Here is a 15383-nt window from a genome sequence, read left to right on the forward strand (position 1 = left end):
CATGCTACTACCAGACTAAACTGGCTAGCTCACCCGGTGTGCTGGGAGTAAACGTTTGTTCAACGACGGTGCCAGGTTTACCCATGGGTTTGGCCGTTCCTTGGTTGTAGGTCAAAACCACGCCCCCTGCGTTACCGGCACGAATAGTCAGAGACTCTTGAGCCGTCCAGGAACGTTCAGCTCCCTCCTGCAAAATCCCTTCATACGCCTCATCGCCATCAGCCGTCACGCGTACCCAAGACTGTTGAACGAACTCGACATCTACCACAATTGGCTCTTTAGGAGCCGGCGTTGTCTCGGCCTGCTCAGGTGACACTTGAGCAGGTGCCGTGGGCGCAGCTTGTCGAGGAGCTAACTGTTCAGCAGTGGCAGAATCCACAATGGGCTCAGCGGCATTTTGCGGAATTGCACGCTGCATGAGGTATGACAAGCCGCTGACTGAGATTGCAATTAGGGCCACGTAGGCAGCATACAAGTGATAGGGACGCAGCTGGACAGACTCATGGGACCAGTTACGACCCCCTCCTTTCAGGGCAGGCATTGCCACATAGTTCTGAGATAGAGCCTTACCGTCAAGACCCAACACATCCGCGTAGCGTCGGATTAAACCACGAATATAGATAGGCTCAGGCAGCTCAGATGTTTGAGCTTCTTCTAGGGCCATTAACAGCCTGGAACGAACTAAAACTTTACCGGCCACTTCGTCTAGCGTCTGACCACTTGCAACACGAGCATCACGTAGCATAGACCCTATGGCCAATAACTGCTCATGCTGCGGTTTACTCGTGTAGCCTTGCCGTTTCATAAGTTCAAAATGTTTCTTAACAATTTAACCACACTGACGTGATCCAAGCATACGTTGTTGGAAATGGTGAATCAGAGAAGACTCAAGAGTTTCTTAGTCTCTTCTGATGTTAGGTGACGACAATGCCCCAACGGTAAATCTCCTAGACAGATAAAACCAATGGCACTGCGATGAAGACTAATGACAGGATGACCTAATTGCTCAGCAACACGACGAATCTGACGATTACGACCTTCACGCAAAACAATCTCTAGCAACGTAGGGGCGTTAGGGTGCAACACCCTAACCTCTGCAGGCGCGGTCATTTTGCCTGCTAAATTCACACCAAGACGCCACTGGTCTAAACTGGCCTGATTGGGAGAACCTTGTACCCTCACCCGATAGGTTTTGGAAATATGGTGCCGGGGATGGGTCAAGGTTTGAGTCAGTTGGCCATGGTTGGTGAGTAACAGTGCCCCAGTAGAATCCGTATCTAGACGACCTACAGGATGTAAACGAACATCGCCTTGACGTAGTTCCTGGGGAAGCAAATCAATCACCGTTTTGCGACCTTGGGGATCATCGCAGGTGGAAACTACGCCCCGAGGCTTATTTAGCAGCACATAGTGATTCTTTGGACGATTGTCTGGTTTGAGAGAACGGCCATCAATCCGAATATCATCCACCGCTGGATTGGCCCGTTGACCAATGTGGGCCTTAACACCATTGACGGTGATATGCCCTTGAGAAATCAACAACTCCGACTGACGTCGTGAGGCCACACCCCACTGTGACAGAAGCTTCTGAAGTTTTTCGTCGGATGACACGTGTTTAGACAATAACAGCTTAGACAATGCTCCCAACCAAATATATTCTTTTGAAGATCAACCTCGGGTGCATGTTACAGCACTTTAACTAAGCCTGTTAATACAGAAAAGTTTGAAGCTCTGTCTTAGTGTACATCAGTGATTCTACGTAATGAACACGTTACTTAGACACCGAATAGTCTGCATCTGTCCTGTTCAGAGACTTGGGCAGCCAAACCTGTAGCCAAGCGCCTCCAGTTTCAGGGTGGTTGCGAGCTTGTACAGTGCCTTGATGAAACTCCACAATTTTTTGAACAATGGATAATCCCAATCCTGTGCCTTTTGAGATCGCATCATCCCCCGAACGAGTGCGTGAGACATCGGAGCGATAAAAACGATCAAAAACAAAGGCCAAATCTTTTTCTAAAAAACCTTCACCACAGTCAAAAACATCGAGTAACATGCCCTGAATACCGGCTTTCTCAGAAGGCTGGTAATGGACATGGATAGTCTGATGCGAGGGACTATATTTCAATGCGTTGTCCAATAAATTGAGCAACATACGATATATCAATCCGCTGTTAACGGCTGCGATCGCATGTTCAGGCCCTTGGTACTCCAAATGCTTATCCCACTGTTTTGCCTGGGGTTCCAAACTTTGCCACGCCTGCTGTAGTAACTTAACCAAGTCGGTTTCTTCTAATTGCTCCTGCTGGCGATGTTCTATATGACTTAGGCTCAGCATGTCATCGACTAACGCACTCAAACGATTCACTTCCCGCAATAGTCTATCGGCCCAGTTGACGAGGCTGGGATCAATCCGATTGCGTAGGGTTTCGCCCACCAAACGAATTGACGTTAGCGGAGTTTTTAACTCATGGGCCACATCTGACGTCCAGCGATCCCGTTGCTGTGCCAGGGTTACGGCTTCCTGACGGTTCTCCAGAAATATGCCGACATGGCCACGACTTAACGGAATACCGTAACCGCTCAAGGGATAGACCGGTCCTTCTAAAACATTGGCGGGATCAGGGGAAATCGACCTGAGTGTCCATTCCTTTTTGCACTCAATCTGGCTTTCACGAGTCTGTTCAACAAGGTGGTCCAACTCATAGGATCTTGCGATCGCCAGGAGCAATCTGGGGGATGTGTAGTCAGTCTGCTCAATCCCTAAAAGTTGCCTGGCCTTAGCGTTACACCAGAGCAGACGATTTTCCTCATCGATTTTCAAATACCCCAACGGTGCATATTGTAGAACCCGATTGTTTTCATCGACTTCAGTCTGTAGCTCATCCACCAGTGTGCTCTGATTGGCAATGGCGCTGGCAATCTGAGCTTCGTAAGAAAAAAATTGGGCCTCAGGCTGAATACTGATACGTTCAAACAAAGCTTTCCGCCTAGCACCAGAACGTAGGCGGGCAACCAAAAGAAACGATAATCCTATTGATAAACCTGCTAGGAAAGAGAGCACAGCACAACAGACTTATGGCTCTCAGCATAATACCCCAGGTCAAGAAGCAAGAATGATATTCAATTGTCTAATAAAAAAGGCTCCTTCAAACTAGAAGGAACCCGTGAAATCAAAACAAATTGAATGGAACAGTATAGCTGTTCTATACGCACCCTTGTAACGAAAGGGAAACGCTAAACCTTAGCGGACCTGAGCACCGCGATACTTTAGACCATGTACATGACCATGTGCAGAGCCTACAGCCTTTTTCACACGATAAGATACGCCACGGTAACGAACAACATCACCATCTTCAACAGCGACGTTGCGCTCAGGAACAGTGTATTTAACTCCACGGTAAGACAGTTGCATGGATTTCGCCTCCTTAATAATCAGCGTAGAGAGTTAAGATGAGGCGCGTTCCTTCAGTTGGACAGTCAATGGCTAACAGTCAATGGCCACCCTTCCTACTTCCGTTCCCATCAAGACCAAACGCAACTGGTAGATGCAATTAATCCGGAGAGGAATGAACGTTTCGTTTCTGTATTCAAATATACAGAAGACAAGATTATATTGTCAATCTTTTTTTGTTTTCTTTTAGAAGCTTACGTGTATTGGCTTAGGGCACAGAATTAATTAAGAGCTCCAATTTCCGACTGTAGAGGCGTTCCATGGAACGCCTCTACAGTCTCTACCCCGCATATGATGAACCAAACTATTCCATCCCATCGCTTCTACCCCTACCTCACCTGGCAAGACATCGACACCATGGCTGATAAGGAGCAGGTTGTGATTATCCAACCTGTGGGTGCCATTGAACAACACGGCCCTCACCTGCCCATAGCGGTTGATACAGCCCTGGGACTCGCCATCATTGGCCGTGCCCTGGAGCAATTAGAGCCATCGATTCCGGCCTATTGCCTGCCGCCGCTTTGCTATGGCAAATCTAACGAGCACTGGGGTTTTCCGGGCACCATTACCCTATCAGCGTCAACCCTAATGGCTGTGCTCACAGATGTAGCAGAGAGTGTTTATCGTGCTGGGTTTCGCAAACTAGTATTCCTTAACTCCCATGGCGGACAACCCCAGGTCCTGGACATTGTGGCCCGCGATATCCATCAGAGACAGCCGGATTTTTGGGTATTTCCCCACTTTGTCTGGCAAGTGCCCCACCAGGTAGGCCAGCTGCTAAACCCCCAGGAGCGTCAGGAGGGTATTCACGCCGGGGATGCTGAAACCAGTTTGATGCTGGCGATTTTACCCGACCAGGTTCACATGGACCGAGCCGTTAAAGAATATCCACCTAAACCTGATCATGAAACGCTTTTAAGCTTGGAAGGTGCGCTGCCCTTTAGCTGGACCACCCGTGACATTTCTAAAAGTGGCGTTGTCGGGGATGCAACCGTAGCCACGGCGGAAAAGGGCGAGCAAATTTTGGCCGATGTGGCAACTGGCTGGGTAACAGTTTTGGAAGAAATTTATCGGTTCGAACCACCCCAGCGTTGGCGTGAGTGATCGAGGGGCAGAATAGGAGGCACTTGCCATTACCACCTAACCTGGCCAAGGAGTTTCCATGCTAACCACTAAGCAACCTGCCCCCAATCAACCTGACACCCAGAAAGCCGCAACCGATCAAAAAGCAGCGGTTACATTGGCTATCGATATTGGTGGCAGCGGCATTAAAGTGATCCTGCTAGATGCAGCGGGTCAACCCCTGGGGGAGCGAGCACGGCTCAAAACCCCATCACCCGCTAAACCGGAGACGGTGATGGATGCGATCGCAAAACTCGCTGCTGACCAACCCGCTTTTGACCGCGCCTCCGTTGGTTTTCCGGGTGTGGTGCGTCACGGTATCACCTACACCGCCGTCAATCTGGACAAATCATGGGTTAACTATCCCTTAGCCGAACGCTTAACTCAGCGATTAAACTGCCCTGTGAGAGTAGCCAATGACGCTGATATTCAAGGCTTTGGGGCAATCTCAGGGGAAGGTGTGGAGTTAGTCATTACCCTGGGCACTGGATTTGGCTCTGCCCTATTCGTCAATGGTCATCTGGTGCCTAACTTAGAAATGGCTCACCATCGCTTTCGCAAAGCAGAATCCTATGAAGAGCAGTTAGGCCGGGCTGCCCTTGAAAGAGTGGGTAAGGAAAAATGGAACCGCCGCTTGCAAAAGGCCATGGATTCCCTTGGGCACTTATTCAACTACGATCACCTCTACATCGGTGGTGGTGAAACCAAGCACATCACTCTGAAGCTGCCACCTAATGCTGCCATTGTACCCAACGTATTGGGGCTGCTGGGTGGAATTGCCCTATGGCGAGAATGAGAACACCTGCATTCTTCCTATCAATTCTTTTAATATCCGATTTAATAGAAAAGGGGATACCGCTGCTGTCTCCCATTGAGGCAGCGGGCACCATGTATTAGAAAGTTTTGAATTTTGAGCAAGCTGTTGGCTTAATCCTCAAGATTTAGGCTGGTTCTTATTTTGATTTCTAAACACGCGAACACCAATTAAATTTCCATATGACTGGCCAGGTAAAGGATCCACCAGCAAAACACCATCAGCTTTTTGGGTGTCCGACCATTGCTTTATTTGTTGCTATTAGTCTGATCTATTTGGCCTTCCTCAAACCAGGTATTTGGGGGGTGGATGGCAACGATATGTTGCACATGTCCCAATCCCTGATTCAAAAGGGCAACTTTTCTATTCCTGAAGGAACAGGGGGCATCCAGGGACCGGATGGACAATTCTACTCTATTCGTTATCCACTACTGCCCATCATTGCCATGCCCTTTGTTTGGTTCGGCATGATCCTTGGCGAGGCGTTTAACTTGCCTGTGAGGTACACATCCGCAAGTTTAGGTCTGGTGCTCAACATTTTGCTAACAGCTGCTACCGCTATCCTGATTTATGCCTTAACTCTAAGACTGGGAGGGCAGCGTCGGGGGGCCTTTATCGCCGTCATTGGCTATGCCTTTGGCACCACGGCCATGGTCTATGCCCGTGAGTTTTTTGCTGAGCCGCTTTTAGCGTTCATCATTACCCTGGCCCTCTATCTGGCATTTGGAAAATACCGTTGGGAGCATTGGACAAGCGGGTTATTGGTTGCCTTGGCCATTGCGGCTAAACCGGCTGGCATTCTCCTGGGTCCGGTGTTGGCCCTATATTTTTTGCTGCGACGCTGTAGCTGGGATCGCATTTTGGCCCCCTGCCTTGGCACCGCCATCGGTGTTGGTCTGTTTCTGGCCTATAACTATGTCCGGTTTGGCAGTTTTACCTCATCGGGGCAAGACACCTCGCAGTTAGGCGGAGACGGCTTTTTGATGCGGGCTCTGGGGCAGTTAGTTAGTCCTGGTAGCGGCGGTGGTTTGTTTTGGTACTGCCCTCCCACAATTTTGGCCATTGTTGGTTTTTGGGTATTGTGGCAGCGTCGTAAGTTGGAGTTTGTTGCTCTATTTGGCATTGTGGCTAGCTTTTGGCTGCTGCACAGTGGCTGGGACTTTAACGGTTGGAATTGGGGGCCTCGTTTCTTAGTCCCCATCATTCCGGCGATGATGGTCGCTGTTGGTCTGTTGGGTAAGCGTTGGCGGATGCCGTTAGTGGGCCTGATTGTGTTGGGTTTCTTGGTCAATGCCCCCATACTATTGACCTACTATCAGCGTTATTTTGCTGAGGTTTCCGACCAAAGTATGGATTTGCTGATGCAAACCGTGTCGCTTTGGAGTGAGCCTTCCCAGGCACCGATTTTTAATATTTGGGGTGCAGCTGGGCGACAGTTAACGGATGCATTTAATACCCCTGTGCAAGAGATCATTAGCAATGTCGGCGAACCGCCACCGCGTGGCGAGTTTACGAAAGCTGAGTTGCTAAGGATTGTGGCCGTATGGTGGTGGTTTTTACCCGCCGTGGGTCTTCCCATATGGGTTGGAGTTGCGATCGCAGCCACCATGGTAGCCATCGGTATTGCACTCCTACGCCTCAGCTGGCAGATCGGGTTAAAGCCCCCTATTAAACTAAAATCGAGCCAAATCCCCTTCTAGGCAAGCATCACAGGCATCTCCTATGAAACTTATTATTCAAATTCCCTGTTACAACGAAGAAAATACCCTGGGGGTTACCCTGTCGGAACTGCCACGGCAGGTGCCTGGTGTGGATCACGTTGAATGGCTGATCATTAACGATGGCAGTGTTGACCGCACGGTGGATGTCGCCAAAGAGTGGGGGGTGGACCACGTTGTCAACTTTGACCATAACCAAGGACTGGCCCGTGGATTTATGGCCGGCTTAGATGCTTGCCTCAAAGCTGGAGCCGACATCATTGTCAATACCGATGCTGACAACCAATATTGTGCAGCGGATATTCCTAAGCTAATTGAGCCAATTCTCCATGGCGAGGCTGAAATTGTGGTTGGCGAGCGTCCGATCATGGAAATCCAACACTTTTCGCCCATCAAAAAGATACTGCAACGCCTCGGTAGCTGGGCTGTGCGGGTAGCCAGCAATACCCCCGTTGCCGATGCTCCCAGCGGCTTTCGCGCCATCAGTCGCAATGCGGCCATGCAGCTTAACGTCTTTAACGAATATACCTATACCCTAGAAACCATCATTCAAGCTGGGCAAAAGGGTATGGCGGTTGCATCGGTCCCTATTCGTACCAACGGCTATCTGCGGCCCTCTCGTCTGGTTAAAAGCATTACGTCCTATGTGCAGCGGTCTCTATTTACGATTCTGCGCATCTTTATCACCTATCGTCCCCTGTCGTTTTTTACGATTCTGGGGGCGATTCCCTTTGGGCTGGGCTTTTTACTGAGTGTTCGCTGGATCTGGTTGTTTCTCACTGAGTTTGAGCAAACCGGGCGCAGTCATGTGCCCAGTCTGATTTTTTCAGCCATCTTGATTTTAATTGGCGTTCAGTGCTGGATCTTTGGTTTGATTGCCGATTTGATGTCGGCGAACCGGAAGCTGCTGGAGGATATTCAGCTGCGTCTGCGACGGTCGGAGATTGAGGAGCACATGAACAAGCATCGAGAGAAAGAAATGAGGTAACGCTTTATTCTTTTTGGTGGACGGTGCCCACCCTCCTGCGCTCCTGGATTTCTTTGCCTTGTTGGGTTTTGTGCCTCAACCGCACCCTATGTTTATTCCCCCGCTTATATGAAAGACTTATTTGCTAAAGCCGCCCTCGCTGAAATTCCTAAAATTCTGACATTGCAGGACCGTAACCCCCACAGTCCTAACTACGGCTGCTTTGATCGCAATTATTGGCAATACAAGATTATTGACTTTCCCAGTGGCATGTCCCAGGAGTTTGTCTGGCCCCTAGCATTGGTCTACGACATGCCACTGCCGGATAATCCTTACTATCAGCAGCCCAATATTAAGACCTGGGTAGAAGCAGGAATTTTGTTTGCGGCGAAGAGTGCCCACCCGGATGGGTCCTGTGATGATTATTTCCCCTTTGAGCGAGCGGGTGGGGCAGCTGCGTTTTCGTTACTAGCCTGTTTAGAAAGCTATCGATTGTTGAAACTGGAGAATCAGCAGGCTCTCAAATTTTTTGAAACTCGGGCTGATTGGTTAGCCCACCACCAAGAAAGCGGTCGTCTGACCAATCACCAGGCACTGATTGTTCTATGCTTAGAGCTAGCCTCTCGGGTCCTGAATACGCAGAAATGGCAGGGGGCAATTCAGCAACGATTGGAGCAGGTGCTGTCCTGGCAGGATTCTGAGGGATGGTTCCAGGAGTATGAGGGCTGCGATCCGGGATATCACACCCTGACGATTGCTTGTTTGGCTCGGGTGTATGACCTGGGCGATCGCAACGATGAGCGGTTAAGGGATGCGATCGCAAACGGTGTCCGTCTTGCTAGCCATTTTGTCCACCCCGATGGCTCCTATGGCGGTGAGTACACCAGCCGCAACACCTACAACTATTTCCCCCATGGCTTCGAGCTAGTGGGTCGCTGGATGCCTGAAGCCCTGAGTCTCAACGACCGCTTTCTCAAAGGTCTGCAAAATGGGTGTGGCTCTTGCTATGCCGATGACCACATTGTTGGTCACCACACCTGGAATTATTTGCTGACCTGGAAAGATTTTGTCGATGTTCGCCCACCGACGCAGCCCCCACATCTGGGGCGCGTGTGGTTCCCCAATGCCCGCATTCTGATCGACCAGCGAGCCGACACAAAGCTTTACCTGGCCCTAAATAAAGGTGGAGCCTTTAAGTTTTTCCGCAATAACAAGCTGGTCCTTTCAGATACCCAGTTTTCATTACAGGTAAAAGACAGCGGCAAGATAAAAAATGCCGTTGGTCATTTGGTCGGCGATTATCAATACGACATCCAGGAGAACCAAATCACCATCGAAGGCCCTTTAGGTTGGGCTAAACAAAAGCAAATGACCCCCCTAAATCTAATGATTCTGCGGGTGGTGATGCTAACGGTTGGTCGATTTTTCCCTAATTTGATCCGTAAGCTATTGCAAAAGATGCTGATTACCGGCAAAAATGACGCTCCATTCCGATTTCAGCGAACGTTTCAATGGCAAGACGGTCATTGGATGCTCACAGATAAGCTTATGGCTACCAGCGGCTGGAACAATGTTCTCACCGCTGGTATCGGTAGTGACCAGACCTCTATCTATGTCGTCATGAGCCGTACATTTCAGTCAGGTCAGCTGCAACCCTGGAAAGATTTAACTAATGAGGTGCATTCTCTTTCGTCGACTCAGCCTCTGGAGGTTGAACGGCAATTGTAGGCTGATTTTCCCAATGTACAGGCGTTCCATGGAACGTCTCCACCTAAAAATCATATGAAACGTTTTATATCTATTTTTGTTAGCACCCTCATTTTGGTGATCTTGTACAACAAGATCAATTTTCCCGAGCTCATTAAAGTTTTCCGAGAGTGCGATCCTTTCTGGATGGTGGTGAGCCTGGGTATGGTTATTCCCATTACATTTTTCACCGGTTGGCGGCTAAAGCAGCTGATTCCTGTACAGGCAAAACTCAGCATTTGGGAGGCCAACAAACTAATCTTGGCCGCCAGCGTACTCAACATGGTGCTACCCTCAAAAATGGGCGACATTGCTAAGTCTTACTTTATGAAAGAGAGGGGTAATCTCAGCGGTACCCTGTCTCTATCTATTGTCATTTTTGAAAAAGCCTGCGACATGCTATCGCTGCTACTGTGGTGTGCTTTTGGCCTCATCCTTTACCCCCAGAAAGATGCCTTCTTTTGGACCATGACTGCGGGCATTCTCGGCGGTTTAATTTTTGGTCTTTTGATGCTGGGGTCCAAAGGGTTTGCCAGAACAGGATTCACCACGATGCGCCGCATTGCCCCTAAAAAAATTGCCGAAAAGCTAGCCTCGTTTCAAGACTCCTGGGACGAAATGCATGATTATTTTTGGGGTAATCCTACCCAGCTCACCCGCATTGCTGGCATGTCAATTTTTGTTTGGTTTCTGCACCTATTGCAGATTTGGCTCTTTATCCTGGCCCTAAATGCCTGGGCACCACCTGTGATAAGTTTCGCCCTTTCGCCTTTAGCAATTTTGGCTGGTTTGTTGCCTCTCACCTTTGCCGGTGTCGGCACCCGTGATGCCGCCTTAGTTGCTCTTTACGCGCCCTACTTTAGTGCAGCAACTGGCGCTGCCTTAGGCGTTCTGTGCACCTCTCGCTATTTCCTGCCTGCCATTGGTGGGTTGCCTTTCTTGAACCAGTACTTGAGCACCGTCAAACAATTTAAAAAAGCCTAGAGCCAATAGACAATCTACAAAGATTCACTCTGCTCCACATGGGAATAGGGAATGCACACTATGCTTTGTGTATCAACCTGAGACCCCTTAAGTGGGGGTTAGAAAATTAAATAAATTTTCACGCCAACCCATGACAGACGCCACTGTTAAGTACACCATCATTTTTAATGACCCCGAACTAGACAACGAAGAACGGGATGAGGAAGTGGATAAGCTCTTGCCACAAATCCGAGAGCTGGAAGATGTAGTCGTTGCCCGCGTCAAAGATCCTAGCCCACCCATTGGGAATAAGTCTTTGGGTGGCTTTTTAGTGGGTGTCCTCACCGCTGAAGTCAATGCAGCCAATGCTAAACAAGCCTTCGAATTTCTGCGCGACCGTCTAGGTGGAAAGACTATTGAGCTGGAGGTAGAAGGCAACGGTAAAAAGCTCAAGGTCAGTGCCAGCAATCGGGCCGACTTAGAAGCTGCTATTCAACAGGCTCAGGCATTCATCGCGGCCTAATGGCTAGCATCACATAGGGAGAGAGCGTAAGTATGGCTAAGGTCGCTTTAATTGTAGGTGTCAGTGAGTATCAAGCTGGCTTGGCCCCTCTCCCTGGCGCTGTTAAGGATGCTGCTGCCATGAAACAAGTCCTGGAGCAGCAAGGCAATTTTGATGAAATTCAGGTCCTTGAAAACCCTGACCCCCTAGAGTTACAGGAAGCGGTTGAAGTTATTTTTTCAGGCCGAAAAAAAGAAGACTTGGCATTAGTCTTTTTTTCGGGCCATGGCATTAAAGACGATAGGGGCCGCTTGTATTTTGCTACCCGTCTAACCCGTAAAAATGCTAGGGGCGAGCTGGTGAAAGCCACGGCAGTGCCAGCTAGCTTTCTCCACGACATCATGGACAATAGCCGCTGTAAACGGCAAGTCATTATTTTAGACTGTTGCTTTAGTGGGGCCTTTGCGGAAGGGATGCAGGCTAAAAGTGATGATACGGTTGACCTGCAAACCCAGCTAGGTGGAGAAGGTCGGGCCGTTCTCACGTCTTCTTCTTCAACACAATATTCCTTTGAACAAGATCAAGAAACCCTATCGGTTTATACCCGATTTATTATCGAAGGCATTCAAACTGGTGCAGCCGACACTGACAATGATGGGTTTATCTCCATTGATGAGCTCCATGAATATGCCAGCGCCAAGGTGCAAGAAGCCGCTCCAGCAATGAGGCCCAAAATCTACATCGTAGAAGAAGGGTTTAAAATTCATGTGGCTCAAGCACCGATAAATGATCCTAAACTGCGATATCGCAAAGAAATAGAACAGTTTGCTAGCCGTGGTGAGATCTCAGCCATTGGTCGCTCCACCCTTAATGTCTTACAAAAGCAGTTGGGCATTTCAGCTGATGAGGCGGCCACCATTGAGGCAGAAGTCCTGCATCCTTATCAGGAATATCAACAACGTTTGCAGCAATATGAAACTGCGTTTACTCAAGCCGTTCAAAAGCAGCAACCGATTACCCAAATAACCCGTAGCGAACTCGATCGGTTTAAACAGGTCTTAGGGTTAGAAAATGTGGATGTAGCGCCGATAGAGGCAAAATTTGCCCCCTCACCTGAACCAACGCCAGCCCCTCAGCCTGAACCAGCACCTGTAGTTCAGCAAATCTCACCGTTATTGTCTCCTGAGGAGAAACCACAGTCTAAGTCGATTAACTTTCTGTGGTTAATGGGGAGTATTGCAGGTGTTGGGGTTATCGTTGGTGCGATCGCACTATTCACAAACGTCTCTTCTAACCCAACTATCAATAATCCTGATATCCCCACTATTGAGATTCCCGATACCCAGGATCGTGATGCTCAAATTCCCGACACCGAATCACCCATAGACAATCCACAACTAATATCTAATTCTTCAACGCTTTATAATCACCCTCACAACTTATATCAAGTCGTCATTCCCAAATCTTACACAGTGGAAGAGATTAAATCTGACACCATAGACAAAGTAGTTTTTAAATCATTAGATGGTCATTTTACGGGGACAATTAATGTAACAACTATTCAAAGTCCTATACCAACAGATGAATTCAGCGAATATGTCCTAAAAGATGTACCCGACTTTAAACATGTTCGATACCGCGATGGTAGTGCTTGCACTCCTCCACCCGAAGGCTTTGTGTGCAAAGCTTGGTACGGCAATGATAATAGGGGTAAGCCGGTAAAAGGGGAACGCATTGCCCGACAGCTAGGCAATAAGGTCTATATCATGGATCTACATAGCGTAGATGAAACGTTGCTTAAATACTCTTCAGTTGCAAGACAGATGGTTAGAACATTCACACCCTTTGAGCATAAAGCAAGCGTTAACCGAGCTATTCACCTAGCTCCTATTACACCAGGCAATTAAGCTGAGTACTGCTGGTAACGACTGTCACCACTTACAATTTTCTCTCATACAAAATCCTGACTGATAGCGCTCGGTATCGCAGGGCATCCACAAGGGAGTACTCCTACAGAATGGTCTATTTTAATCAGGTTTAATGAATTCGGATGGGTGTCAGATGGCAGCTTGCAGGCTTAGGAGTTAGGGGTCAGGGTTCAGTGAGCTACTAGAACTCTGACCCCTAACTCCTGATACCCTCTAGCTAAGGGTCATAGAAATAACAGTTTCCACAGTTTCTTGGGGGGCTGCACTTAGCAAAAAGTCGCCGGTATTGATAGCATTGCGAGGACCACTCCAAGGCTCTAGACAATAAAAATCTTTTCCTTTTACGGTCCAGAAAACCAGGGTGGAATAATTCTCGTCATAGGAGATGGTTAATGTAGTATCACCATCTTTTACAGTGGCTGTTTGTCCTTCAAGATTAATGAAAGCAAAGTCAATCTCTTCTTGATCAAAATCAAATCGACCATTATAAGCAAACACATCTCTACCACCCTTGATTTTATAATCGGTAGACGGGATTTCGAAGACGAGCTTAGTCTTATCGGCTACTGCAAAATATGGGTGTGTGCCCGTCGAAAAAGGCATGGGCTGGCCAGATAAATTTGTGTGACGGAAACGCTGCTCCAATGTATTGCCTTTAAGGGTGTAAATAAAGTCTAACTGGAAATCAAAAGGATAAACAGCGCGAGTCTCATCGTTGCTTTTGAGCGTGATAGTTAAACTAGCTCCATCATCGGTGGATTTTTGGGTTACTTCCCACGGCGATGTGCGGCCAAAGCCATGCTGCTTAAGCATGTAGGTTTCGCCTGCAAGGGTATAGGTGTCGTCTACCAGGTTGCCGCAAATGGGAAATAGTAATGGAATACCACCTCGCACCGAGAGGTTAGGATCTTTGAATCGTTCTGTATCTAGATAGAAGACCTCTTTTCCCTGGATTTGCCAGCTAGTGACGATGCCCCCACGCTCTGGTACTACAGCCACCTGGGAATCGCCATCAGTCAATAAATAGGTTAAATACTGCTGTTTTTCAGTCGTAATAGTACTCATAGGGGTTTCCTCGGGGCGTTGCTTCTAAACACTGCCATAGGATAGTCCTTTTGCCATGCAATCTGGGACACCACCACGGAATCTTTATGGGCTTTGTTGCCCGATTGCCTCCGTACACAATCTATACAGAATCCGTTTCTACTTTCTCCTTACGCTAATATTCTGGCTAACCTTTATTCACTATCGAGGTTTGCTGCTATATGTCTGCTGGCTATCCCCGTGATCTCATTGGCTATGGTCAAAATCCTCCCCATCCTCAATGGCCCAATAACGCTCGACTAGCGCTACAGTTTGTTATCAATTATGAAGAAGGCGGCGAAAACTGTATCCTGCATGGCGATCCAGCCTCTGAAGCTTTTCTATCTGAAACCGTAGGGGCAGCTCCACTACCAGGGGTGCGCAATATCAACATGGAATCCATGTATGAGTATGGCAGTCGTGCGGGATTTTGGCGATTGCATCGGCTGTTTACCCAGCGCAACCTGCCGGTGACGGTCTATGCGGTGGCGATGGCCCTGGAGCGTAATCCTACCGCTGGCAAAGCCATGGTGGAGGCAGGCTGGGAAGTGGCCAGCCATGGCTATCGTTGGATTGATTATCAATATGTGGGCGAAGACGCTGAACGGGCACATATTCGCAAAGCCATTGAAATTCACACTCAAGTTATCGGTAGCCGTCCCCTAGGCTTTTATCAAGGCCGACTGAGCCCGAATACCCGGCGTCTGGTGGTGGAAGCAGGGGGCTTTCTCTATGATGCTGATAGCTATGCAGACGATCTGCCTTACTGGAATCAGGACTATGGTCGTCCCCATCTGGTGATTCCTTACACCTTGGATAACAACGATATGCGGTTTGCCACCTATCAGGGGTTTAACTCGGGCGATCAGTTTTTTACGTATCTCAAGGATGCGTTTGATGTGCTCTATGCCGAAGGGGAGACGGCACCCAAAATGATGAGTGTAGGATTACACTGTCGATTGTCAGGGCGACCGGGACGGGCAGCTGCTCTCGGAAGATTTTTGGACTATGTGATGCAGCACCCAGACGTCTGGGTATGTCGGCGGGTGGAGATTGCGCAGCATTGGCATGAGCACCATCGGCCCTAGT

Annotated in this window: 14 protein-coding genes and 1 riboswitch; of the genes, 9 read left to right on the forward strand and 5 right to left on the reverse strand. The window is 48.7% G+C overall.

The genetic code is table 11. The features are described from left to right. Nucleotides 1-7: 7 nt before the first annotated feature. The 4 genes from QGP82_RS04770 to QGP82_RS04785 form a co-directional block, all read right to left on the reverse strand. Nucleotides 8-805 (reverse strand): helix-turn-helix domain-containing protein, encoded by a 798-nt coding sequence (locus QGP82_RS04770; protein ID WP_163669066.1) that lies wholly within the window; start codon nucleotides 803-805, stop codon nucleotides 8-10. Between the two features lie 71 nt (nucleotides 806-876). Then, nucleotides 877-1611, reverse strand: coding sequence for a pseudouridine synthase (locus QGP82_RS04775; RefSeq protein WP_163669068.1), 735 nt, complete (start codon nucleotides 1609-1611; stop codon nucleotides 877-879). 160 nt (nucleotides 1612-1771) lie between these two features. Beyond that, complete coding sequence (locus tag QGP82_RS04780) at nucleotides 1772-2977, reverse strand: PAS domain-containing sensor histidine kinase (RefSeq protein ID WP_499057366.1); 1206 nt, start codon at nucleotides 2975-2977, stop codon at nucleotides 1772-1774. Nucleotides 2978-3241: 264 nt separating this feature from the next. Beyond that, entirely contained in the window at nucleotides 3242-3412 is a 171-nt protein-coding gene (locus QGP82_RS04785; protein WP_499057368.1) for a DUF4278 domain-containing protein, read from the reverse strand. Nucleotides 3413-3454: 42 nt separating this feature from the next. Further along, nucleotides 3455-3575: riboswitch (Glutamine riboswitch) on the reverse strand. A 170-nt stretch (nucleotides 3576-3745) separates the two neighbouring features. Between QGP82_RS04785 and QGP82_RS04790 the strand changes: the two genes are divergently transcribed. From QGP82_RS04790 to QGP82_RS04825, 8 genes are all read left to right on the forward strand, one after another. After that, complete coding sequence (locus QGP82_RS04790; protein WP_006519531.1) at nucleotides 3746-4555, forward strand: creatininase family protein; 810 nt, start codon at nucleotides 3746-3748, stop codon at nucleotides 4553-4555. Between the two features lie 58 nt (nucleotides 4556-4613). Then, nucleotides 4614-5369, forward strand: a complete 756-nt coding sequence (locus QGP82_RS04795; RefSeq protein ID WP_490793050.1) for an ROK family protein — start codon at nucleotides 4614-4616, stop codon at nucleotides 5367-5369. 200 nt (nucleotides 5370-5569) lie between these two features. Continuing rightward, the gene (locus tag QGP82_RS04800) at nucleotides 5570-7087 is read left to right on the forward strand and encodes a glycosyltransferase family protein (RefSeq protein WP_163669074.1); all 1518 of its coding nucleotides are present in this window, start codon (nucleotides 5570-5572) and stop codon (nucleotides 7085-7087) included. A 22-nt stretch (nucleotides 7088-7109) separates the two neighbouring features. Further along, on the forward strand, nucleotides 7110-8093 hold the full coding sequence (locus QGP82_RS04805; RefSeq protein ID WP_163699191.1) for a glycosyltransferase family 2 protein: 984 nt from the start codon (nucleotides 7110-7112) through the stop codon (nucleotides 8091-8093). 108 nt (nucleotides 8094-8201) lie between these two features. Beyond that, on the forward strand, nucleotides 8202-9800 hold the full coding sequence (locus QGP82_RS04810) for a hypothetical protein (protein WP_163699193.1): 1599 nt from the start codon (nucleotides 8202-8204) through the stop codon (nucleotides 9798-9800). Between the two features lie 54 nt (nucleotides 9801-9854). Then, entirely contained in the window at nucleotides 9855-10802 is a 948-nt protein-coding gene (locus tag QGP82_RS04815) for a lysylphosphatidylglycerol synthase transmembrane domain-containing protein (RefSeq protein WP_499057373.1), read from the forward strand. A 130-nt stretch (nucleotides 10803-10932) separates the two neighbouring features. Beyond that, a complete protein-coding gene (locus tag QGP82_RS04820) occupies nucleotides 10933-11304 on the forward strand; it encodes a hypothetical protein (RefSeq protein ID WP_499057376.1) in 372 nt (123 codons plus the stop codon). Nucleotides 11305-11336: 32 nt separating this feature from the next. After that, complete coding sequence (locus QGP82_RS04825; RefSeq protein WP_499057378.1) at nucleotides 11337-13190, forward strand: caspase, EACC1-associated type; 1854 nt, start codon at nucleotides 11337-11339, stop codon at nucleotides 13188-13190. Nucleotides 13191-13424: 234 nt separating this feature from the next. On the opposite strand, the gene QGP82_RS04830 is transcribed toward QGP82_RS04825, so the two are convergent. Beyond that, complete coding sequence (locus QGP82_RS04830; RefSeq protein WP_490793036.1) at nucleotides 13425-14276, reverse strand: aldose epimerase family protein; 852 nt, start codon at nucleotides 14274-14276, stop codon at nucleotides 13425-13427. A 200-nt stretch (nucleotides 14277-14476) separates the two neighbouring features. On the opposite strand from QGP82_RS04830, the gene puuE reads away from it, so the two are divergent. Beyond that, nucleotides 14477-15382 carry an allantoinase PuuE gene (puuE, locus tag QGP82_RS04835; protein ID WP_499057380.1) on the forward strand — a complete coding sequence of 302 codons (906 nt, stop codon included), beginning with the start codon at nucleotides 14477-14479 and terminating at the stop codon, nucleotides 15380-15382. Nucleotide 15383 lies beyond the last annotated feature (1 nt).

It is taken from the genome of Leptothoe sp. LEGE 181152 (assembly GCF_032906605.1).
Taxonomy (GTDB): Bacteria; Cyanobacteriota; Cyanobacteriia; order Phormidesmidales; family Phormidesmidaceae; genus Leptothoe; species Leptothoe turfae.

What these genes read in the sequence shown, in the direction of transcription:
- QGP82_RS04770 (WP_163669066.1), bottom strand. Translation starts at nt 805, where the DNA reads ATGAAACGGCAAGGCTACACGAGTAAACCGCAGCATGAGCAGTTATTG.
- QGP82_RS04785 (WP_499057368.1), bottom strand. Translation starts at nt 3,412, where the DNA reads ATGCAACTGTCTTACCGTGGAGTTAAATACACTGTTCCTGAGCGCAAC.
- QGP82_RS04790 (WP_006519531.1), top strand. Translation starts at nt 3,746, where the DNA reads ATGAACCAAACTATTCCATCCCATCGCTTCTACCCCTACCTCACCTGG.
- QGP82_RS04795 (WP_490793050.1), top strand. Translation starts at nt 4,614, where the DNA reads ATGCTAACCACTAAGCAACCTGCCCCCAATCAACCTGACACCCAGAAA.
- QGP82_RS04800 (WP_163669074.1), top strand. Translation starts at nt 5,570, where the DNA reads ATGACTGGCCAGGTAAAGGATCCACCAGCAAAACACCATCAGCTTTTT.
- QGP82_RS04805 (WP_163699191.1), top strand. Translation starts at nt 7,110, where the DNA reads ATGAAACTTATTATTCAAATTCCCTGTTACAACGAAGAAAATACCCTG.
- QGP82_RS04810 (WP_163699193.1), top strand. Translation starts at nt 8,202, where the DNA reads ATGAAAGACTTATTTGCTAAAGCCGCCCTCGCTGAAATTCCTAAAATT.
- QGP82_RS04815 (WP_499057373.1), top strand. Translation starts at nt 9,855, where the DNA reads ATGAAACGTTTTATATCTATTTTTGTTAGCACCCTCATTTTGGTGATC.
- QGP82_RS04820 (WP_499057376.1), top strand. Translation starts at nt 10,933, where the DNA reads ATGACAGACGCCACTGTTAAGTACACCATCATTTTTAATGACCCCGAA.
- QGP82_RS04825 (WP_499057378.1), top strand. Translation starts at nt 11,337, where the DNA reads ATGGCTAAGGTCGCTTTAATTGTAGGTGTCAGTGAGTATCAAGCTGGC.
- QGP82_RS04830 (WP_490793036.1), bottom strand. Translation starts at nt 14,276, where the DNA reads ATGAGTACTATTACGACTGAAAAACAGCAGTATTTAACCTATTTATTG.
- puuE (WP_499057380.1), top strand. Translation starts at nt 14,477, where the DNA reads ATGTCTGCTGGCTATCCCCGTGATCTCATTGGCTATGGTCAAAATCCT.